The sequence below is a fragment of the Pelagibius sp. genome (assembly GCF_028281305.1).
In the GTDB taxonomy this organism is placed as follows: Bacteria; Pseudomonadota; Alphaproteobacteria; order Kiloniellales; family Kiloniellaceae; genus Pelagibius.
Map to the genome: position 1 here is coordinate 36,140 of NZ_JANQKD010000067.1, position 19,361 is coordinate 55,500.

The 19,361-nt window shown below is 63.0% G+C and carries 18 protein-coding genes; 2 read left to right on the plus strand and 16 right to left on the minus strand.

Annotation, left to right across the window (positions count from 1 at the left end; genetic code table 11):
• Nucleotide 1: 1 nt before the first annotated feature.
• The 8 genes from Q0982_RS13685 to Q0982_RS13720 form a co-directional block, all read right to left on the minus strand.
• A complete protein-coding gene (locus Q0982_RS13685) occupies nucleotides 2–853 on the minus strand; it encodes a DUF2927 domain-containing protein (protein WP_299396473.1) in 852 nt (283 codons plus the stop codon).
• On the minus strand, nucleotides 854–2,311 hold the full coding sequence (gene hydA, locus Q0982_RS13690) for a dihydropyrimidinase (protein WP_299396475.1): 1,458 nt from the start codon (nucleotides 2,309–2,311) through the stop codon (nucleotides 854–856).
• Nucleotides 2,308–3,246 carry a dihydrodipicolinate synthase family protein gene (locus Q0982_RS13695; protein WP_299396476.1) on the minus strand — a complete coding sequence of 313 codons (939 nt, stop codon included), beginning with the start codon at nucleotides 3,244–3,246 and terminating at the stop codon, nucleotides 2,308–2,310. Before Q0982_RS13695 ends, hydA begins: the two co-directional genes overlap by 4 nt.
• Nucleotides 3,247–3,433: 187 nt before the next feature.
• Nucleotides 3,434–4,747 carry an O-acetylhomoserine aminocarboxypropyltransferase/cysteine synthase family protein gene (locus Q0982_RS13700; RefSeq protein ID WP_299396478.1) on the minus strand — a complete coding sequence of 438 codons (1,314 nt, stop codon included), beginning with the start codon at nucleotides 4,745–4,747 and terminating at the stop codon, nucleotides 3,434–3,436.
• A gap of 80 nt (nucleotides 4,748–4,827) precedes the next feature.
• On the minus strand, nucleotides 4,828–5,754 hold the full coding sequence (locus Q0982_RS13705; RefSeq protein ID WP_299396480.1) for an alpha/beta fold hydrolase: 927 nt from the start codon (nucleotides 5,752–5,754) through the stop codon (nucleotides 4,828–4,830).
• A gap of 3 nt (nucleotides 5,755–5,757) precedes the next feature.
• Nucleotides 5,758–6,795 (minus strand): homocysteine S-methyltransferase family protein, encoded by a 1,038-nt coding sequence (locus Q0982_RS13710; RefSeq protein WP_299396482.1) that lies wholly within the window; start codon nucleotides 6,793–6,795, stop codon nucleotides 5,758–5,760.
• Nucleotides 6,796–6,950: 155 nt separating this feature from the next.
• On the minus strand, nucleotides 6,951–7,784 hold the full coding sequence (locus Q0982_RS13715; protein ID WP_299396484.1) for a hypothetical protein: 834 nt from the start codon (nucleotides 7,782–7,784) through the stop codon (nucleotides 6,951–6,953).
• Nucleotides 7,785–7,969: 185 nt separating this feature from the next.
• Nucleotides 7,970–8,536 carry a hypothetical protein gene (locus tag Q0982_RS13720; protein WP_299396485.1) on the minus strand — a complete coding sequence of 189 codons (567 nt, stop codon included), beginning with the start codon at nucleotides 8,534–8,536 and terminating at the stop codon, nucleotides 7,970–7,972.
• A gap of 892 nt (nucleotides 8,537–9,428) precedes the next feature.
• On the opposite strand from Q0982_RS13720, the gene Q0982_RS13725 reads away from it, so the two are divergent.
• Nucleotides 9,429–10,409: a LysR substrate-binding domain-containing protein gene (locus tag Q0982_RS13725; protein WP_299396487.1), complete on the plus strand. Its 981-nt coding sequence runs from the start codon at nucleotides 9,429–9,431 to the stop codon at nucleotides 10,407–10,409.
• On the opposite strand, the gene Q0982_RS13730 is transcribed toward Q0982_RS13725, so the two are convergent.
• The 7 genes from Q0982_RS13730 to Q0982_RS13760 form a co-directional block, all read right to left on the minus strand.
• The gene (locus Q0982_RS13730) at nucleotides 10,403–11,659 is read right to left on the minus strand and encodes a TRAP transporter large permease (RefSeq protein ID WP_299396489.1); all 1,257 of its coding nucleotides are present in this window, start codon (nucleotides 11,657–11,659) and stop codon (nucleotides 10,403–10,405) included. The genes Q0982_RS13725 and Q0982_RS13730 overlap by 7 nt on opposite strands.
• Before the next feature lie 4 nt (nucleotides 11,660–11,663).
• Nucleotides 11,664–12,212: a TRAP transporter small permease gene (locus Q0982_RS13735; RefSeq protein ID WP_299396490.1), complete on the minus strand. Its 549-nt coding sequence runs from the start codon at nucleotides 12,210–12,212 to the stop codon at nucleotides 11,664–11,666.
• The gene (locus Q0982_RS13740; protein ID WP_299396492.1) at nucleotides 12,209–13,165 is read right to left on the minus strand and encodes a TRAP transporter substrate-binding protein; all 957 of its coding nucleotides are present in this window, start codon (nucleotides 13,163–13,165) and stop codon (nucleotides 12,209–12,211) included. The genes Q0982_RS13735 and Q0982_RS13740 overlap by 4 nt, the downstream gene beginning before the upstream one ends.
• Nucleotides 13,166–13,228: 63 nt before the next feature.
• The gene (locus Q0982_RS13745) at nucleotides 13,229–14,140 is read right to left on the minus strand and encodes an NAD(P)-dependent oxidoreductase (protein ID WP_299396494.1); all 912 of its coding nucleotides are present in this window, start codon (nucleotides 14,138–14,140) and stop codon (nucleotides 13,229–13,231) included.
• A gap of 52 nt (nucleotides 14,141–14,192) precedes the next feature.
• Complete coding sequence (locus Q0982_RS13750) at nucleotides 14,193–14,945, minus strand: SDR family NAD(P)-dependent oxidoreductase (RefSeq protein WP_299396495.1); 753 nt, start codon at nucleotides 14,943–14,945, stop codon at nucleotides 14,193–14,195.
• 20 nt (nucleotides 14,946–14,965) lie between these two features.
• Nucleotides 14,966–15,994 carry a transketolase family protein gene (locus tag Q0982_RS13755; protein WP_299396497.1) on the minus strand — a complete coding sequence of 343 codons (1,029 nt, stop codon included), beginning with the start codon at nucleotides 15,992–15,994 and terminating at the stop codon, nucleotides 14,966–14,968.
• Nucleotides 15,991–16,845, minus strand: a complete 855-nt coding sequence (locus Q0982_RS13760) for a transketolase (protein ID WP_299396498.1) — start codon at nucleotides 16,843–16,845, stop codon at nucleotides 15,991–15,993. Before Q0982_RS13760 ends, Q0982_RS13755 begins: the two co-directional genes overlap by 4 nt.
• Before the next feature lie 150 nt (nucleotides 16,846–16,995).
• On the opposite strand from Q0982_RS13760, the gene Q0982_RS13765 reads away from it, so the two are divergent.
• On the plus strand, nucleotides 16,996–18,951 hold the full coding sequence (locus Q0982_RS13765; protein WP_299396500.1) for a transketolase: 1,956 nt from the start codon (nucleotides 16,996–16,998) through the stop codon (nucleotides 18,949–18,951).
• Nucleotides 18,952–19,145: 194 nt separating this feature from the next.
• Here Q0982_RS13765 and Q0982_RS13770 read toward each other — a convergent pair.
• The coding region (locus Q0982_RS13770) for a LysR substrate-binding domain-containing protein (RefSeq protein WP_299396501.1) at nucleotides 19,146–19,361 on the minus strand (216 nt) is incomplete at its 5' end.

Here is a 19,361-nt window from a genome sequence, read left to right on the forward strand (position 1 = left end):
TTTATTGGTTCCGATAGTAGCGGATGATCGAGCGCGCGACCCGCTCTGCCTCGTCCTTGGTCATGCCGCCCTCCATCACCGGATCATAAAGCATTTGTAGAAGCCAAACGTCGTGTTCAGTCAGCGAGTCGAACTCATTCTGGTCATTGAAGATCGAAGGGTGCACGCCATCGTTGTCGTTCATCAGGCCGAGCATCTGGGTGAGCTCCTCGACGACGCAGTGCTGAAACTGCTCCGGCTCCAAGCCAGTGTGAATGGCGACATAGGCGCGGACCTCGCCGCGAGACCATTGGACCGTTGCCAGACAAACGTTCTCCATCCGACCGGCAACTCTCTCCCGAGTGAGCACTTCTTTGAGTGCCGGAAGCATGTTGGGAATAGTCGGTTGACGGTCTAGAAGCCCTTGAGACGCACCCTTGTTGTAAGCTTCTGAGAGGGCATCAAGATCAAGCAGAATCTCTTCAAAGGGCCCAACCCGCAAAAGGACGTTTGCCTCCAATGGATCCGGCTCGAAGCTGTGAGCCAAGCCGATGAAGCGCGCGAGATCATCGAGATGAGCCTTGAGTATCTCAGTTTCCTGAGACGTCATGCCGGGAGCTACGGCGATACGCAGGTCATCCTCCCAGCGGAACAGCCTGAGGTTCTCTTCCGGGATCTCCACTCCTTCGAAACCGAAGGCGATCTTCAGGAAGTTCTCGACGACCTGTTCGTCGGATAACGATTCGGAGAAGTCATCAGGCGAATCGGCGAGCACGCCTAGCGCGGACACTTGCAGGCCGATTAGCAGGGCAATTGCGATCAGCCAAACCTGAATGGCGGGACGACATGCGATGCCTTTCCTGGCACCAATCACCTAAAACAGGTCCGCGCCGAAGTTGCGGGCCGGATCAAGTTCCGGCTCGCGGGCGCCCGGTGCGGCAATCTCCGGCGCGCGCTTGATGTAGTCGCCGGACCCGCGCTCGGCGTTCAGTGTCTCGTCTTCCACGATGACACGGCCGCGCGAGACCACAAACCGCGGCCAGCCGGTCAGCGTCATCCCCTCGTAGGGCGTGTAGCCGGCGTTGTCGTGCAGCATGTCGTAGCTGATCGTCCGTTCCCACGCCGGATCCCAGAGCGTGAGGTCGGCATCGGCGCCCACGGCGAGGCTGCCTTTGCGAGGATGCAGACCATAGATCTTGGCTGGATTGGTGGCGGTCAGTGCGACGAACTCGTTGAGGCTCAGCCGCCCCTTGCCGACGCCTTCGGAGAACAGCAGCGGCAGGCGCAGCTCCAGGCCCGGCACGCCGTTGGCGAGCTGCTTGAAGGTGGCGTTTGGTCCGTGCTTCAGCTTGCCGGTTTCGTCCATGCGGTAGGGTGCGTGGTCGGAGGAGAAGACCTGGAAGGTACCGTTCGTCAGACCCTGCCAGATCGCTTCCTGCGCCGCCTTGTCGCGCGGCGGCGGCGAACAGCAGAACTTGGCGCCCTCCATGCCCTCGCGGTCCAGATCTTCCGCGGTGAGGAAGAGGTACTGCGGGCAGGTCTCGCCGTAGATCTTGAGGCCGGCGTTGCGCGCGGCGAGGATGGCGTCCGCCGCCTCCGGCGCCGAAACATGGACGATCAGCAAGCGGGCATCGACCAGGCGCGCGAGCTGGATGGCGCGGCTGGTGGCCTCGCTCTCCGCGATGCGCGGGTGGCTGACGGCATGGTACTTCGGCGCGCCGTAGCCGCGGTCGAGCAGGCGCTCGCTGATCCAGGAGATGACCTCGTTGTTCTCCGCATGGACCATGGTGGTGGCGCCGTTCTCCCGCGCCACACAGAGCACGTCCAGCATCTGCCGGTCGTCGATCTTCAGCAGGTCGTAGGTCATGTAGACCTTGAAGGAGGTGTAGCCGTCGGCGATGAGCGCCGGCAGTTCCTGGCCCAGCACCTGCACCGTGGGGTCGGAGATGATGAGATGAAAGGCGTAGTCGATCACCGCCTTGGGGGCGCAGCGTTCCTCCGCGTCCTTCACCACCTCGCGCAGCGACTGGCCGCGGTGCTGAGCGGCGAAGGGCAGGAAGGTGGTGGTGCCGCCGAAAGCCGCCGACACACTGCCGGAATGGAAGTCATCCGCCGTCCAGATGCGGGTCGACGACATCTGCTCCACATGACAGTGGGCGTCCACCCCGCCGGGCAGCACCAGCAGACCGCCTGCGTCGATCACCCGCGCCGCCGTGCCGAGGTCCGTTCCCAGCGCGGCGATGCGCCCGTCCTTTACGGCAACATCCGCGGCGAAGGTCTCGCTGGCGGTGGCGAGCGTGCCGCCGCGCAGGATCAGGTCATAGGCGCTCACGCCGCCAGGCCGAGGGTAGAACGCCGCGCCTCCATGCGCGCGATGAGATGGATGAGTTCCGCCTGATCTTCTGCCGAGAGCTTCGGCCCCGGCGCGCGGACCTTGGCGGAGGCGATGGCGCCACGGCGGCGCAGCACCTCCTTGCGGATGGCGAGGCCCAGGCCCGGCTGCAGCTCGTGGCGCACCAGCGGCAGGTAGGCATCGAAGAGGTCCTCCGCCGCCTCGGCCTTGCCGGCAGTGAAAAGGTCGTAGACCTGCACCAGCATCTCCGGATAGGCAAAGCCGGTCATGGCGCCGTCGACGCCGCGCGCCAGTTCCTGCGGGTAGTGGATGCCGCCGTTGCCGACCAGGATGGAGATGCGCCGCCGCCCGCCGCGCTCGGCGCTCTGGCGCAGACCGGTGATCTTGGCGAGACCCGGCGCGTCCTCGTGCTTCAGCATGACGAGCTGCGGGTGGCGGTCGATCAGGGTGTTCAGGGTCTCCACCGAGACCGGCACGGAGGTGGTCTGGGGATAGTCCTGATAGACCAGCGGCACGTCGGCGCCCAGGGCCTCGCAGACCTGGGCGTAGTAGGTCAGCAGCTTGGTCTCGGTGTTGAGTCCGGGAAAGGGTGCCACCATGACGCCGGCCGCCCCCTTGTCCATGGCGGTCTGGGCGAGGCGCGCCAGGTTGTCGAGGCCGGGGTTGGAGACCCCGACGATGACCGGCACCCGCCCGTTGACCCGCGCCAGCACGGTGGAAAGGAAGGTGACGGACTCCTCCGCCGTCAGTTTCGGCGCCTCCCCCATGATGCCGAGGATGGTCATGCCGTGAACGCCGGCCTCCAGGTAGAAATCGGTCAGGCTCTCGGCGCTGGCGAGATCCAGCGCGCCGTCCTCGGCAAAGGGCGTCGCCGCGATGATGTAAACGCCCTTGGTCTCTTCTGAAATGCGCATGACCACCCTCTCCCGCCTGTATTGCATGCCAACCGGGTGCCAGGATTCAGGACCGGACGAAGCACGTCAAGGGCGGGAGAAAAAACGGGGCGGCCTCTGCACGAGAGGCCGCCCTGGAGTGGGCCGGGAGGTAAGGAGAAAGCGAGGTCCGGGCCCGATGGCTCGGACCCGGACCCCTGCTGGGCGGTCAGGCCGCCCGGGCCCTGCCTTTGACGGCGGCGGTCAGCGCCTGGTCGATGTCGGCCAGGATGTCGTCGATGTGCTCGATGCCGACGGAAAGCCGCAGGTAGCCCGGCGTCACGCCGGTGGCGAGCTGCTCTTCCGGCTTGAGCTGCTGATGGGTCGTGCTGGACGGATGGATGGCCAGGGTGCGCGTGTCGCCGATGTTGGCGACGTGGTAGATCATCTGCAGGGCGTCGATGAAGGCCGCGCCGGTTTCGGTGGTCGCGTCCTTGATCTCGAAGCCGACGAGGCCGCCCTTGCCCTCGGGCAGATAGGTCTCGGTGCGTTCGCTGCGATCCTCCGGCGTCATGCCCGGATAGATGACCTTGGCAACCCGCGGGTCCTTGGCCAGGAAGTCGGCCACCGCCTGGGCGTTGCTGCAGTGCTCGCGCATGCGCAGGGACAGCGTCTCCAGACCCTGGATGAAGTTGAAGGTGTTGAAGGGGCTGAGCGCCAGGCCAAGGTCGCGCTGCAGGGTGCAGCGCGCCTTCACGATGTAAGCCACCGGGCCCAGTTCCTTGGTGGCCTCGGTCCAGACAGCGCCGTGGTAGCTGGGGTCCGGCTGGTTGAGCAGCGGAAAGCGCTTGGCATGCTTCACCCAGTCGAAGCTGCCGCTGTCGACGATGACGCCGCCGATGGAATTGCCGTGGCCACCGATGTACTTGGTGCAGGAGTGCACGATGATGTGGGCCCCGTGATCGAAGGGCCGGCAGATGATCGGCGAGGCCGTGTTGTCCATGATCAGCGGCACGCCGAGTTCCTCGCCAATAGCCGCCACCTCGCGGATCGGGAAGACCTGCAGCTTGGGGTTCGGCAGGGTCTCGGCGTAGTAGGCGCGGGTCCGCTCGTCCGTGGCGCGGCGGAAGTTCTGCGGGTCCTCCGGGTCGACGAAGCGCACCTCGATCCCCATGGACTTCAGGGTGTTGGCGAAGAGGTTCCAGGTGCCGCCGTAGAGGTCTGTGGAGGACACGATGTTGTCGCCGACCTGGGCGACGTTCAGTACGGACAGCGTGGTCGCCCCCTGGCCGGAGCTCAGCGCCAGGGCGGCCACTCCGCCTTCGATCGCGGCGATGCGCTGCTCGAAGACGTCGTTGGTGGGGTTCATGACCCGGGTGTAGATGTTGCCCATCTCCGAAAGGTCGAAGAGCCGCGCCGCGTGGGCCGAGTCGTTGAACTGGTAAGACGTCGTCTGATAGATCGGAACCGCCACCGCATTGGTGGTGGGGTCGGCACGGTAGCCGGCGTGGAGGGCAAGGGATTCCGGCTTCATGGTGGTCATAGTCTGGTGTCCTCTGTTCTGAATACCTGGTGTTGGAGCGGCGTCTCGGTAGCGAAGGAGTCGGATCGGGTGCGAAGAGGTCAGGCGACGAGCGTGCCTGCCGGCGCCTCGGGCGCGGCCCAGAGGCGGCGGTTCTCGGCCCGTTCGATGTGGTAGATCACCGCCGCATTGACGGCCGTCGTGTGCGTCACGGGCGCCATGTGTCCGGCCCCGAAGATGCGGGTTGCGCGGACACCGCCGACAGCATTGGTGAGCAACTCTGAAATCTGCAGGGTTACATCGGGGGACCGCTCCCCGCTGATGACCTGGATCGGAAAAGTCAGCGGCGCCAGATCGTCCAGCAACCAGGCTTCGCTGAGAACGGCTTCGAAGTTCCGCAGCACAGCCTTGGCCTGGCGCGCCAGGATCTGGCGGCGCGGCAGGTCCATGCGGTGCCAGGCGCCCTGGCCGGACCAAAAATCGACGAAGGCGCCCATGCCATGAGCCGGCCAGCCCGCCGCCACCGCCCCGCGTACGCGGTCGCGCACGCCGAGGATCTGCCGTTCCAGCCTGGCGCCCGACCCCCCGGCCTGGCGCAGCAGATGGAACAGAACCGGTTCGATCAGGGTCAGGCTGCGGATCCGCTGGGGTGCCAGCATGGCGAGCTTCAGCGCCACGGCGGCGCCGTAGGAGTGGCCGACGAGGTGGAACGAACGCTCCCCAGCGCCGGCCTGGGCCAGGAGCCAGCGCGCCTCGGTTTCCAGGTTGGCCGCATGCATCAAGATGGCAGAGTCGGACGCCGTACCGTAACCGGGCAGGTCGGGGGTCAGCACGTCGCGCTCCCAGGCGAGACTCTGCGACAACGCCTTCCACTGGCCCCCGAGCGAGGCCGAGCTGTGCAGCGCCAGCAGCGGCAAGCGGCGGCGCGCCCGATCTTCCGGGAAAGCCTCTCCGCCCAGAGGGGGCTGTGCCCCCGAGTCGAAACCGGTGTCACGCGCGCAGGCGCGGTGGTATGCGGCGCCTATCATGGACTAGGCGGCCTTGGCCGTGGTGCAGGCCCGGCAAATCGCCTCGATGTGGCGGTGGTCGGTTCCGCAGCAGCCGCCGAGCACGGTGATATGCTGCATCGCCCCATGCAGGGCGCGGACCTGCTGACCGAGCTCCTCCGGGTCGCCGTCGTCCAGGTCCTCGGCCTCGTCCAGTTCGGCATGGCTGAGGCAGGAGGCGTTGGCGCGCAGCCCCTTGATCCGGCTGACCCAGGCTTCGCCCGGCTTCAGGGTTTCGTCGAAGTGGGTCGGATGGGCGCAGTTGATCATGAAGTAGGCCGGACCGTTGTCGGTCGCCGTATCGACCGCCGCGATGGCCTCCTTCAGGCTCTGTCCCGACGGCAGTCGCCCGTCGGTCTCGACGGTGAAAGAGATCACCACCGGCATGCCCTCGGCCAGGGCTGCGCGGGCCAGGCCGATGGCCTCGTCGACGTAGGTCATGGTAATGGCCGTGATCATGTCCGCCTCGGAGCGGGCGAAGGCGCGGATCTGTTTGCGATGGTAGGCTTCCGCTTCCATCGCGGTCATCATCCGGCCCGGATCGTAGCCATCGCCACGCGGCCCAACGCAGCCGCTGATCACCATGGGCGTATCCGGGCTTTCGAAGTCTTCGCGCAGGGCGGCCAGGAAGGTGATGGAGTCGCGGTTGACCTCTGCGATGTCCGCATCCGAGTACCCGAGCTTCTGCCCCCAGTCGGAAGAGGCACGCCAGGTCGGGCTTTCGAAGACGAAACCGAGATCGTTGGACCGGGCGATCTCCGCATAGCGCGAGAAGTAGCGGCGCAGGGCGTCACGGCCCTCGCGCTTTCTCATCAGGTCAAAAGCGGCAAAGTGCGGCAGTTCGAAGCCGTCGTGAAAGATCAGGGTGGTTTCGATTCCACCATCGGTCAGGAACAGCCCGCCGTCCAACTGCGGCAGCCTGGCACGGTACTTGGCCTGGCGCCCGCTCTGGTTCGGCGTCTGGTTCGAGGCCCGGCTTCGGGCCGGGCTTTGGGCCTCGGGCGGGCTCTGGGTTGCGGACATTGGGGTCTCCCGGTTCGGAACAGCGCATGAATTCCGGCGACGGGAGGGCACCCTAGCGGTGGTCTATTTCTCCATGATTTCCTGAATCAGAAACAAAGGAAATGTATCGCGGCAACGCTGAAACGAAGCCGGCACCCTCGAATTTTTCTTTGAAATCAGGAGATTGCCTCGAACCTCAAGGCCTCTTCAGCGGCGTTTAGCGGGCCGGAGCAATCGATGCGGCGGGTGTCGCCGGCCAGCTTGTCATAGGACGGCGCGCGCAGCGAGACCCGCAGATCGACGACCTGCAGCAGCTTGGCTCCGGTGTCCTCGAAGCGGCTTGTCCAGAAGTGGCCGCTGGGCTGAAAGGCGCTGCCCAGGTACCAGCTGGCGGCGTCCGGCCCCTGGGGGGCCTCCGCCACCAGGGCATCGACGAGGCGGCGGAACTGGACGACACAGCCTTGCGTGGTGCGTGCGGCGGCGGGCACGAAGAACGAGGCTGAGAGGCGGATCCGCCCGTCGCGCCAGCGGTAGGTGGCGCTGCTGCGCGGCGGCACGTTGGCGAAGTCCTCCTGCCCAAGCTGCTGGCTGGCGCGATGAAGATCGCGTTCGAGGTTGGCGAGCCCCCAGTCGAAGAGCGTCAGGGGCTCCCGCTGAAGCCGGCGCAGGATGTCGTTGCGGTGTGCAGGCCCTTGAGAGGTCGCGGGGCGTTGAGGTGCCAGCGGTGTGGCCTCGTTGCCGGAGGTCCCGGAGGATGTCCCGGGGGATGTCCCGGGGGATGTCCCGTCAGGCGGCGCCTCCACCGACACCGGTATCGCCGCCGGCGATGGGCCTCCCGCGGCCATGCCCGCCGCGCTTGCGTTCACCGGACTGGCATTGATCGGACTGGCACTGATCGGACTGGCACTGATCGGACTGGCGCCAATCACCAGCAGCAGCATCCAGATGCCAACCGCCGCAGGTGCTCCTGCACCTACGCCATCTGCACCCACGCGAAACCTCACCGCCATCGCGAGTCTCTCCGCAGACCTGACAGACCATCAGTCTACCACGTGTGGTGCAGGGGTCGCTATGGTATCGGGTTGCGGCACCGGATCACGATACCGGACCAGTACTTCTCCGGGCCAGCACTTCGGCGAAGGAAGAAGCTTCGGCAGACAGCGTGGCAACGCCGCAGTGCGCGCCGCGGTCGTGCTTACTCCGCGCCGAGGCCGTTTTCACGGCCCGGCGCATCCACACCCGGTTTCGCGCGCGGCGCACAGCGTGCCTGCAGCACGCGCTCATCCTCGCGGGCGATGACGTAGAGCACATGATCGATGACGCCGTCCGGTGCTTCATCGCTGGCAAAGGGAAAGAGGCCCCGGAACACCCGCAGGAACTCCCGGCCCTCGATCGGGACGTCGCTGTGAGCGAACAGCGGCTCCGCGCTTTCGACCAGGCGGGCCAGTTCCTCCAGGCGCTCCGCTGCTGCCGCCTGCGGCAGGCACTCGGCGAAGACCCTGCCTTCGCTGTTGAAGCCGAAGAGCTCGGTGCAGCCGGTGCCGCAGAGGGCGTAGTGCCAGGACTCCGCCAGCGCCGGATCGGCGGCCGGTTCGCGCTTGAGCAGCAGCAGCCAGGGCAGTACGGCCTTGTGGGCGGCCGGGTCGAAACCCGACCAGGGCAGCGGCCCGCGCCCTTTCGCGGCCTCCTGCCAACTGGCGGCGAAGACGGCGACCGGATGCTCCGGCGGGAGCTCCGTCAGGCTCACCGAACGGTACGGCATATCACATCAATCTAAAGTTGCTTTGCACACCCGAATGTGCGCCGAAGAGGGTAAAGAAACGGTGAAGGCGGGGCGGGCCGCACGCGGGACCAAGGGGCAGGCCGGCTGACAGAAGATCGGAAGTATCTGCCGTCCCCTGGGGAATGGCCACTGAGGCCTAAAATACACGCAAAAACAATGTGTTACCGGTTTGCTCGATGAGCGGTTTGCAGCAGTCTTCGTAGCACCCGGCAAAGCTCTAAACCGGCAGCGCCCGGTTATTCCAGCGGTCTGCTCGACTGTTCAATTGTTTGAAGGACGGGAACTGCACCCTCAACCCAGTCCAGCCACCGGAGTGAGGACACACAACTATTACCTAAGCGATCAGTTGGATCCGATTAGGAGTGCAAGCCCACCGACAACCCTATTGTGTGGACGTAGCATTGTGAGATCTGAATGCAGGTTCAAATCGAGGGCGCGATACCAGCGATACTTGCGAAACCTGCTTGAGGCAGCAGCGTAGCAGCAAGACCGCACTAGGGTCGGGACTCAACTGCTCCACCAAGAGACGGAAGCCGCCAAGAGAATGCCGGCGAGGAATGTGTCGGCGTGCTTGCCGTATCGGGTCGCGCAGCTTTGTGGCCTCATAGGCCCGGCCGCGCTTCTCCTGGTTAGCGCTTGTTCAACTCCGTTTCTTTTGCGTTTCTTGTCCGCATAAGTATGGGGCAGGATACAGCGGCCAATCGAGCAAGGAGCGGGGACGCGCCCCTGCTACCCATGGATAGAAGGGCGCAATATGAGAACGAGGGAGACCTTGGCGAATTTCCGCAAGGACGGACAAAGGCAACTTCAAAAAGGATCTGCGCTTCATCCACTTGATTGAAAGGCATTCAGATTTGTCTAGGGTCAAGACATGCGTGACATCAATCTAAAGGCGACAGAATACTTTGAGGCAGCAGCACGTCTTGGAACAGTGACCAAGGCGGCTGCCGAGTTGGGTGTGTCGCCGTCGGCGGTGAGCCAGCAAATCAAGCTTCTCGAAACGCAGTTCGGCGTGAAGCTCTTTCGCCGAGAAAAGCGGCGTTTGAAGCTAACCTTGGATGGAGACCGGTTGTTTCAGACCACGACGCAAGCTTTTGCAGCACTGCGAAACTCGCGGAACGCAATCGGACAGCAGCGGGGACAGCGTAGCCTGAACATGCGGGTATCCCCAAGTTATGGCGTGCGCTGGTTGGGCCCCAGGATTGCCGGTTTTGCTTCTGACAACCCTGACTGGAACATCCGAATTGATGCCACGCCAGAGTTCTCGGAATTCGACACGGAAGCGATTGATCTGGATTTGCGCTATGGGCTTGGCGAGTGGGCCGGGCTGACCGTCGAGTGCATTATGCATGATGCCGTGCTGCCGCTGTGCAGCCCAGGGTTCCTCGAACGGACAAAAGAAGTATCGAACGCCGTCGAGCGTTTGCAGGCTGCGCAGTTGATCGACAGCGTCAAGTCGCTATACCGCTGGGAGCTTTGGCTGGCCGCCAGCGGTTTCGAGATCCCTGACCTGACCTATCCTTTCCGTTTTGACCGGTCTTCTATGTCCATTGAGATGGCCAAACAGGGGGGCGGCGTGGCGCTGGACAGCGCCATGCTCTGCCGGGGTGAGATCGAGCGCGGCGAGCTTGTGCCGTTTCTGCCTGAAACGCCGGCTATCGAATTTGCGGCCTATTGGTTTGTCTGCCCGGCCCGGCACCTGAACCGCCGTGTTGTCAACAGATTCTTCGAATGGGTCTCAGACGAGGCGAAAGAGCACCAGGGAAAGGTGCGCAGAATGTTGGAGAATCTCGGCTGCACATTTCGGGTCGCACCGAATGATGAGCTTTTGTCTGGAGAGACCAGTCAGTAGATCGTCAATGCAGGGACGAATGAGATCAGGGCCAAGACCGTGAGCGCGACGAGATAGAAAGGCAAAAGGGCCTTCACCGCCTCGCCGATCCCTACTTTGGCAATGGATGAGGATATGAAGAGCGTGGTGCCGACCGGCGGTGTGTAAAGCCCGATCGACAGGTTGACCACGATCATCAGGCCGAGCTGCACCGGATCAAGCCCAATCGCCTTGGCAATCGTCACGAAAATCGGACCAAGGAGCAGAACAGCCGCGGGCAGATCGAGAAACGCGCCGACCACGAGCATTACGATATTCAGCGCAATGATGACCATCCAGGGCTCGGAGATCGAGACTGCTACCCAGGCAGCAAGGTCCTGTGGTACGCGTTCTGCAGTCAGCACCCACTGGATCGTTGACGAGGCCATGATGATGATCATGACGGCACCAGTCATGGCGGCAGTATCCACGCCGGCGCGCCACAAGAGCTTTAGGTTCAGGTCCCGGTAGACAAAGCCGCTGACCAAAAGCGCATAGGCAACTGCCATGACGCTGACCTCGGTGGGCGTTGCGATCCCAAAGCGGAGCGTACCGATCACGAAGACAGGCATGAGCATGGCTGGAATCGCGGCGTAGACCTGACTTTTGAATGCAGCAAAGCCTCCCTCAAGCGGTGCGCTTGGCAGGTTGCGCAGCCGGGCGATGATCCAGACCATGATAAACATGCCAAGCCCGAGCATCAGGCCCGGCAAAAGTCCGGCCACAAACAGATCAATCACCGAGGTATTCGAAATCAGCCCGTAGAGGATCAACGGGATCGAGGGCGGGATCAGCACGGAGATTGTCGACGATGACGAATTGATAGCGGCGGCAAAGCCGCCGGGATAACCCGCCTTCTTCTGCACCGGGATCAGCGCATTTCCCAAGGCGCTCGCGTCAGCCACAGCAGAGCCCGAGACGCCACCAAACATCACCGATCCAAGGATGGAAACCTGCCCCATCCCGCCTTTGAATCGCCCGACCAGAAGCCGGGCAATGTTGACAAGATACTCGCCAAAGCGGCCCGACATCATGAGGTTGCCCGCCAGAATAAAGAACGGAATGGCAAGCATCGGGAAGCTCTGGGTGGGCGTGTAAAGCCGCTGGGCCAACACGGCCATCGGTCTGCCGTCAAGCCACAGGGCGGCTGCGGCACCGCCCAGCATCGCATGCGCGACAGGCACCGAGAGCACGAGAAGCAGAAAGAAGGCCCAGAGAAGCGGCGCGGTCATGGACTTAGCTCAGGCTCGTGCCAGCGTGTCTGATATCGCCCAGCAAGGCGCGGGTCGCATCCATGAGAGCGATAACGGCCATACCCCCAAAGGCATAGATCAGGCTGGCATAGCCCCAGACTTGCTTCAGCCCCAGGGTCGCGAGGCTTTGGAACTGCGCGGCCCGGAATGTGGGTTGGCCCGTCCACACCACGGAAACGCAGATGACAAAAATCAGGAGACTGACCATCACCATCAGCCACCGCAAAGCGTTGGCACTCATAAGGTTGGGCAGAATCGTGATCGCAATGTTGCGCCCCTGTGCGGCGGCGATCAGGACACCGCCAGCGACGAGCCAAGGCAACAGGATGGCATGGATCTCATAGGCCCAGGGGATCCCGTCTCCGACCGCATAGCGCAGAACGACATTGACAAACAAGAGAACGAACATCACCGCAAGGCAAGCAACGGCGACAATCCGGCCGCTCCAGTCAAGGAGGGCCGTCAGGCCACGGCAGGCGGAAAGGAAAGGGCCCGTAGGCCCTTGTCCCATGTCTCGTGTCGGCTCGCTCACTCCAGACCAGCGGCCGCTTTCAGGGCGGCAACCAGCTCTGGGTAGTCGGCTGCGTATTGGTCATAGACCGACGCGGTCGCTGCGATATAGGCTGCCTTGTCCGCTTCGGCGAACTGCGCGCCTTCCTCGGTCATGCGCGGACGCAGCGTTGCGTCACCCTTCAAGGACAAGCCGCGCTGGATTTCTCCGGCCTCGGCTGTCGCGTTCAAGGCGCATTCCTGCTTTGCCGCATCCAGACCGGACCACCAGGCCATGCTCGCGACCACGGGCGTGGATTCGTATTTGTGGCCGGTCATCGTCACGTAGGGCGTGATGTCATGCAGTTTTGCCGAATGGATATTGACCAGCGGGTTTTCCTGCCCTTCGAACACACCCGACCGCAGGGCCGACGGCAGTTCGGACCAGGCCAGCGGAGCCGGGTTCGCGCCAAGCGCTTCAAAGATGGCAAGCGTCATCGGATCAGGGGGCGTACGGATCTTCATGCCCGCGACATCCTCGGGCGACGACACATGCTTGCTTGTATGGGTGATGTTGCGAATGCCGTTGTCCCAGAAGCCAAGCACTTTCAGGCCAGCGCTCTGCGCGCGCTCGTCGATCATGTCACCGACCTCGCCGTCCACAACGGCCCAGGCGGTCGGCAGGTCGCTGAACAGGAACGGCAGCCCTAGAAGGCCAACTTCGGGCACAATCTGGCTCATGGCGCCCTGGCTGTTTGCGGAAACCTGAATGACGCCGGACTGGGCCGAAGTCAGCATTTCCGCATCGTTGCCCATGGTCGCCGCGGGCGCGTGGTTCACCTCTTCACCGGCGCAGGCCGCATAGAGGTCAGCCCATTTTTCAGCAGCGATATAGCGCGGGTTGCCGGGATTGGCCCCATGCGCAAAGATGACCTCGGCCTGAGCGGCCCCGGTCATGGCCAGAACGGCCACGGCTGCCAGAAGCTTCGTCTTCATTTGGTCTTCCTCCCTTGATTATGACCATGTTGTGACCGGTCATCCGGCCTTCTTCTAAGATGTTCATGTCAATGTGCGCACCGGAGCGCCCGACAAGAACGCATCAATACTCTCAATAACCTGCCGCCAGACTTCGGCCATGGCCTGATCGCTTGCCCAGGCGGTATGGGGCGTCAGAATGACGTCGGGACGTGCCGCCGCCCCGAAAATCGGATTGTCGGGACTGGGCGGCTCTGACGTCAAAACGTCGAAGCCCAAACCGGAAATCAGTCCCTCTTCCAGAGCCGCCACGGCATCTGCTTCATTCACGAGGCCACCACGGGCCGTGTTGACAATGATGGGTCGCCGTTTCATCGCGCGAAACTCAGGCATTGCCAGAACATTGCGGGTTCCAGGGGTCAGAGGGGCGTGGCAGGTGATCACGTCGGCCTCCGCCAGCACCTGCTCGAATGGCGTGTATAGTGGGCCAAGCCCCTCAACCCCTTTATGGGCGGCGAACATCACCTCCATGCCAAAGGCTTCGGCAATCTTGCCGACCGCCTGGCCAATGACGCCTTCGCCGATGATGCCAATCTTGCCGCCTGCCAGATCGCTGATCGGATAGTCAAAGAAACAGAACTGCTGCTCTTCCTGCCAACGCCCCTTGAGTACGGCGTTGCGATAGCCGGGGATCGCCCGTTTCAGCGCGAGGATCAGCGCAAAGGTGTGCTCGGGGACTGTGCTCTTCGCATAGCCGCGCACGTTAGAAACCGTGACGCCACAGGCGTTGCAGGCGTCAAGGTCTATGCAGTCATATCCCGTCGCAGCAACGGTGACGAACCGAAGGTCAGGCAATTGCGCCAAAGCCCCTGCTGTTATCGGGACCTTGTTGGTAATGGCCACCTTGGCCCCGGCAAGTCGGGTGACGACGTCTTCGGCGGTGCTGCGGTCGTGCTGGATCCACTCATGAGCCGCGTTGGGGTGGATCAGGTCCACCCCGGGTCCCATGGTCGCACGATCGAGAAAGACTATCCGCGTCATCAAAACCTCAGTGGATCAGCGAGCCGCCGTTCACATCGACCTCGGAGCCCGTGCAATAGGCCGACAGGTCCGATGCGAGGAAAAGGGCACAGCCTGCAACGTCTTCGGCTGTCCCGGCACGGCCCATAGGGATGCCCGCCAGAACCTGGGCGCGCATTTCGCCGGTCAGCTTGCCTGCGGTGATGTCGGTGGCGATGAAGCCGGGGCAGATGGCGTTGGAGCGCACGTTGTCCGGCGCCAACTCGCGCGCCATCGCCTTGGTCAGCCCAAGCACGCCCGCCTTGGCCGCCGAGTAGTGCGGCCCGCCAAAGATACCGCCGCCCCGCTGCGCCGAGACAGAAGACAGGTTGACGATGGAGCCGGATTTCTGCGCCCGCATGGTCGGGATCACGGCCTGGCTCATGTAAAGTGTGCCACGCAAACTGACGTCCGTGACCGCGTCGTAGTTCTCAGGCGCAATCTCCATCAGTTTCAGCGGCTGCGTGATCCCGGCGTTGTTGACCAGAATGTCGATGCGACCGAACTGATCCGCGACATGTTTTGCCACCCGCGCACAATCTGCTTTGTCCACCACATTGCCCGCAAGGCCGATATGACCATCGCCCGGCAAATCGGATGCCGCGGCTTCGGAGGCACCCGCGTCAAGGTCGGTAATCACAACCCTTGCCCCGTGCTCTGCAAAGAGCTTCGCCGTCGCCTTACCGAGCCCGCGCGGGCTTGCCGCCCCGGTTACGATTGCGATCTTGGCACCTAAAAGCACTCTGTGTCCTCCTGCCGGTCTCAGAGCCAGTCTTTGATTTGTGTTGCGACCTCTTGGGTCGAGAGGCCGTACAAATCGTGAAGCGTTGGCAGCGCGCCGGCCTCAAGAAATTCGTCGGGCAGACCAATCATGCGAAATGTCGGGTGAACGCCCGCGCGCATCAACGTCCCGGCGACGGCCTCACCCAAGCCGCCAATGACGGTATGGTTCTCTGCCGTCACGCAGAGTCGACCTTTGCCCGCCTCGGAGATGATCGTGCCAGCATCCAGCGGCTTGATCGTCGGCACGTGCAGCACCGCAACATCGACGCCGTCTCTTTCCAATTGCTCGGCTGCATCAAGCGCGCGCATGGTCATGATTCCCGAGGAGATCACCAATACGTCCTTGCCGTCGCGGATCATCTGCGCCTTGCCAAGTTGGAACTTGTAGTCTGGCTTGTGGCGGGTCAGCACCTTTGGCACCTTGCCTCGCAAAAGGCGGGCATAGACCGGGCTGGGCTCTGCAATCATCGCGGGCACCATGCCCGCCACGTCGCAGGCATCGCAGGGGTCGATCAGCACCATATTGGGCAGCCCTCGGAAAATCGCGAGATCCTCGAAGGCCTGGTGGCTTGGACCGTATCCTGTGGTCAGGCCGGGCAGAGCGCAGGCGATTTTCACCGGCAGATTTTCTTCGGCAATCGCCATGGCGATAAAGTCGTAGGCACGGCGCGAGGCAAAGACCGCATAGGTGGTGGCAAACGGCAAGAACCCTTCCCGCGCCATCCCGGCGGCAGCGGAAAACAAGAGCTGCTCGGCCATGCCCATCTGGTAAAACCGCTCCGGCATCGCATCCGCAAAGACGTGCAGGTCGGTATACTTCGACAAATCTGCCGACAGGCCGACGATGCGATCATTCGACTTCGCGGCCTCGACGAGTGCAGTGCCGAAGGGCGCAGACACCGTGTCATACCCTTCTGCCGCGAGCGATGCGATCATCGCAGAGGTGGCGACCTTGGTATCTGGCGCTGTGCGGGGCTCGTATTTGCGGGCCATGGAAGCGGTCGTCATTGCGGCTTCCCCTCATCCAGTTTGGCCAGGGCCTCCGCCCATTCATCCGGCTCGACCCGCACAAAATGCGTGATTTCCCGCGCCTCCAGAAAATCGACACCCTTGCACATCGTCGTGTTGCAGATGATCACGCGGGGCCGCGGATCATCGAGCGCGCGGGCCGCATCGAAAGCCGCCACGAGCGCGTCCAAGTCGTTGCCATCCACCTCCTGCGCGTGCCAGCCGAAGGCCTCCCATTTTGGCGCCTCAGCGCCTACAGCCAGGGCATCCCGCGTCGGCCCGTCCGCCTGCTGGTTATTGAAGTCCACAACACAGATCAGATTATCGAGCTTCCATTGGACAGCCGACATGACGGCTTCCCAGGTTGAGCCCTCGCCAAGCTCACCGTCCGACATCAGGTTATAGACGAACGCCGGGTTACGCTTGCGCTTCAGCCCCAAGGCAGCCCCGACCGCGATCCCCAGACCCTGACCAAGCGAGCCGCCCGTGATCTCCATTCCCGGCGTATAGGACGCCATGCCCGACATCGGCATTCGGCTGTCGTCCATGCCATAGGTCGGAATTTCGTCTTCGGGCAGGACCCCGGCCTCAATCAAGGCTGCATATAGCGCAATCGCGTAGTGCCCGATCGACAGGTAGAATCGGTCGCGGCCCTCCCACTCGGGGTCTTCCGGCCGATAATCCATCGCATTGAAGTATGAGACCGCCAATACGTCGGCAATGCCGAGCGCCTGTCCGATATAGCCCTGCCCCTGAACCTCACCCATCAAAAGCGCTCTGCGGCGGATGTTCCACGCACGCATCTCAAGTGAGACGTTGGATAATGGTGCCGTGCGTTTGGCCACGCCCATGCCGTTCCTCCCAGCTTCTGGACGAGACGCTAACAGCCGGTCCCTCCCTTGAAACTTTAAAAAAACGCAAAACATGTTTAGGAAAACTACACAACTCCGCCCCGAAAAAGATCGTAAGTCTTTGCCTCGACGAGAAGTGGGAGGCACGAGGTGGCGGATGTTCAATCGATGGCGAATGCAATTCGCTTTCTTGCGATCGATTCGATTCTGGCCGCTGGGGAAGGCCACCAGGGAGTGCCACTCGGCATGGCCGAAATCGCGGCAACCCTCTATGCGCGCCATCTGAAAGTCGATCCCGCCGATCCGCTTTGGCCGGACCGCGACCGTGTCGTTCTGTCGAACGGCCATGGGTCCATGCTGCTTTACGCGTTGCTTCACCTGTCCGGCTACGAGAAGGTCTCGCTCGACGCGCTCAAGACCTTTCGCCAGTTGGGGTCGGTCTGCGCGGGACATCCGGAAATCGAACAGGACGCAGGCATAGAATTGACGACCGGCCTGCTGGGCCAGGGGATTTGCTCTGCCGTCGGCATGGCCGTTGCCGAGGCCAGGCTGGCGGCAGAGTTTGACGGCCTCGTGGACCACCGCACCTGGGCCTTTGTCGGGGACGGATGTCTGCAAGAAGGCATGGGACAGGAAGCGCTATCGCTCGCCGGGCACCTGGAACTGGGCAAGCTCGCCTTCCTTTGGGACGACAATCAGATCACCGACGACGGCGCGACCGATCTGGCGATCTCCGAGGATGTCGCGGCACGCTTCCAGGCAGCGCATTGGCATGTCCAAAGCGTTGACGGTCATGATATTGAGCAGATCGACGCTGCCATCAAGGCCGCGAAGGCGGACCCGCGCCCCTCTATGATCGCCTGCCGAACCCGGATCGCGCGCGGCATCCCGCGGTTGGAAGGACAGCGCGGCGGCCATAGCACGCCGCTTATCCCTCAAGATCGGATCGATGCGCAAGAGGCGCTGAACTGGCGGCATGCGTCCTTTTCCGTACCTGAAGGTGTTTACAGGGATTGGCGCGCCTCATTCGCGGTTGCCAAGGAAGAACGCGCCGCCTGGGTTGAACGTTTGGCGCAGCACCCGGACCGGCCAGAGTTTGAACGGCGCATGGGCTCGGATTTGCCGACATCCCTTCAGTACATCTTCTCCGATATCGCAGCAAAGGCTGGCCGCGAGAACACTCCGCGTGGCACGATCCACTCTTCCGGCGACGTGTGCGACGCGCTCGCCGCTCCGATGCCCGAGGGCCTCGTGCTCTGTGCCGATCTGGAGGCACCGACCAACCACAAGCGGTCCCGGTCCGCGTTCAACGCTGAGAACAGCGCTGGCAGTTACGTCCACTGCGGCGTACGCGAACACCTGATGGGCGCGATGGCAAACGGGATTGCGGCCCACGGCGGGCTGCGCCCGATCGCCGTCACCTATCTTGCCTTCAGCGACTATGAACGGGCGTCCATGCGCATGGCTGCGTTGATGGGGCTACCCGTTATTCATGTCTTCAGCCACGATTCCATTGGCGCCGGCTCGAACGGGCCGACACACCAGCCCGTTGAAATCCTGGCCAGCTTCCGCGCTATGCCGGGCATGACCCTGTTCCGCCCAGCAGATGCGATTGAGACCGCGGAGTGCTGGCAAATCGCGCTGGAACGCCGGGACGGGCCGTCCATGCTCGCCCTGTCCCGGCAGGATGCAGCGCCGGTGCGCACGGGAGCACGTGAGAATCCCTGTCGTCACGGCGCATATGTGTTGCACGAAGCGGATGGGCAGCGCGATGTGACACTCATCTCCACGGGCACCGAAGTCGCCCTGATCACCGAGGCTGCCAATCGTCTGGGCCAGGACGGCATCAAGGCGGCCGTAGTTTCCATGCCAAGCTGGGACCTCTTTGCAGAAGCAAGCACTGACTATCAGAAAAGCGTATTGGGCGAGGCCCCAAGGATAGCGGTCGAAGCCGCCGTGGGCTTTGGTTGGGAAAGATGGTTGCGGCCAGAAGATACATTCATCGGCATGACAGGCTTCGGCGCTTCGGCACAGTCAGAGGCGCTTTACCAACATTTTGGCCTTACTGTGGACACAGTAATCAAGGCAGTCAGAGCGAAGATTTAGACTGCTCTGCTGAAATCCCTCACTGAAAAAGTATGGCCGCGCGTTACGGGCGCCAAAACAAGGTCATTGAATCTGAGGCCGCCAAAGTTCACTTGGCCGCCAGGCGAACCCTTCGGCAAAACGGTCCAGCGCCATCGGCTTTTCGTCTGTGCTATGGGATCTGTGGCCGCCGGTCCAAGCAGCCAGACAACCGCTCAAAGGACCTCTGTCTCTTCCCACAAAGCCTCGGCCTGAGGGCCTATTCGGCGGTCCAGCCGATAAAGCCGGATATCCAGTGGAATCTGCCACTTGTCGGGATGCGCCAGCACCAACGTATCCGATTGCCGTTCCGCCTCGATGCTTTCCGTCGAGAGCCAAGCAAGGCCATGCCCTTCAAGAATCATGTTCTTGATGGCAACGGTGCTGGTCAG

Excerpts from the sequence above, each read along its gene's own strand:
- Q0982_RS13695 (WP_299396476.1), bottom strand. The coding sequence starts at position 3,246 with ATGCGCATTTCAGAAGAGACCAAGGGCGTTTACATCATCGCGGCGACG.
- Q0982_RS13700 (WP_299396478.1), bottom strand. The coding sequence starts at position 4,747 with ATGACCACCATGAAGCCGGAATCCCTTGCCCTCCACGCCGGCTACCGT.
- Q0982_RS13705 (WP_299396480.1), bottom strand. The coding sequence starts at position 5,754 with ATGATAGGCGCCGCATACCACCGCGCCTGCGCGCGTGACACCGGTTTC.
- Q0982_RS13710 (WP_299396482.1), bottom strand. The coding sequence starts at position 6,795 with ATGTCCGCAACCCAGAGCCCGCCCGAGGCCCAAAGCCCGGCCCGAAGC.
- Q0982_RS13715 (WP_299396484.1), bottom strand. The coding sequence starts at position 7,784 with ATGGCGGTGAGGTTTCGCGTGGGTGCAGATGGCGTAGGTGCAGGAGCA.
- Q0982_RS13720 (WP_299396485.1), bottom strand. The coding sequence starts at position 8,536 with ATGCCGTACCGTTCGGTGAGCCTGACGGAGCTCCCGCCGGAGCATCCG.
- Q0982_RS13725 (WP_299396487.1), top strand. The coding sequence starts at position 9,429 with ATGCGTGACATCAATCTAAAGGCGACAGAATACTTTGAGGCAGCAGCA.
- Q0982_RS13730 (WP_299396489.1), bottom strand. The coding sequence starts at position 11,659 with ATGACCGCGCCGCTTCTCTGGGCCTTCTTTCTGCTTCTCGTGCTCTCG.
- Q0982_RS13740 (WP_299396492.1), bottom strand. The coding sequence starts at position 13,165 with ATGAAGACGAAGCTTCTGGCAGCCGTGGCCGTTCTGGCCATGACCGGG.
- Q0982_RS13755 (WP_299396497.1), bottom strand. The coding sequence starts at position 15,994 with ATGACGACCGCTTCCATGGCCCGCAAATACGAGCCCCGCACAGCGCCA.
- Q0982_RS13760 (WP_299396498.1), bottom strand. The coding sequence starts at position 16,845 with ATGGGCGTGGCCAAACGCACGGCACCATTATCCAACGTCTCACTTGAG.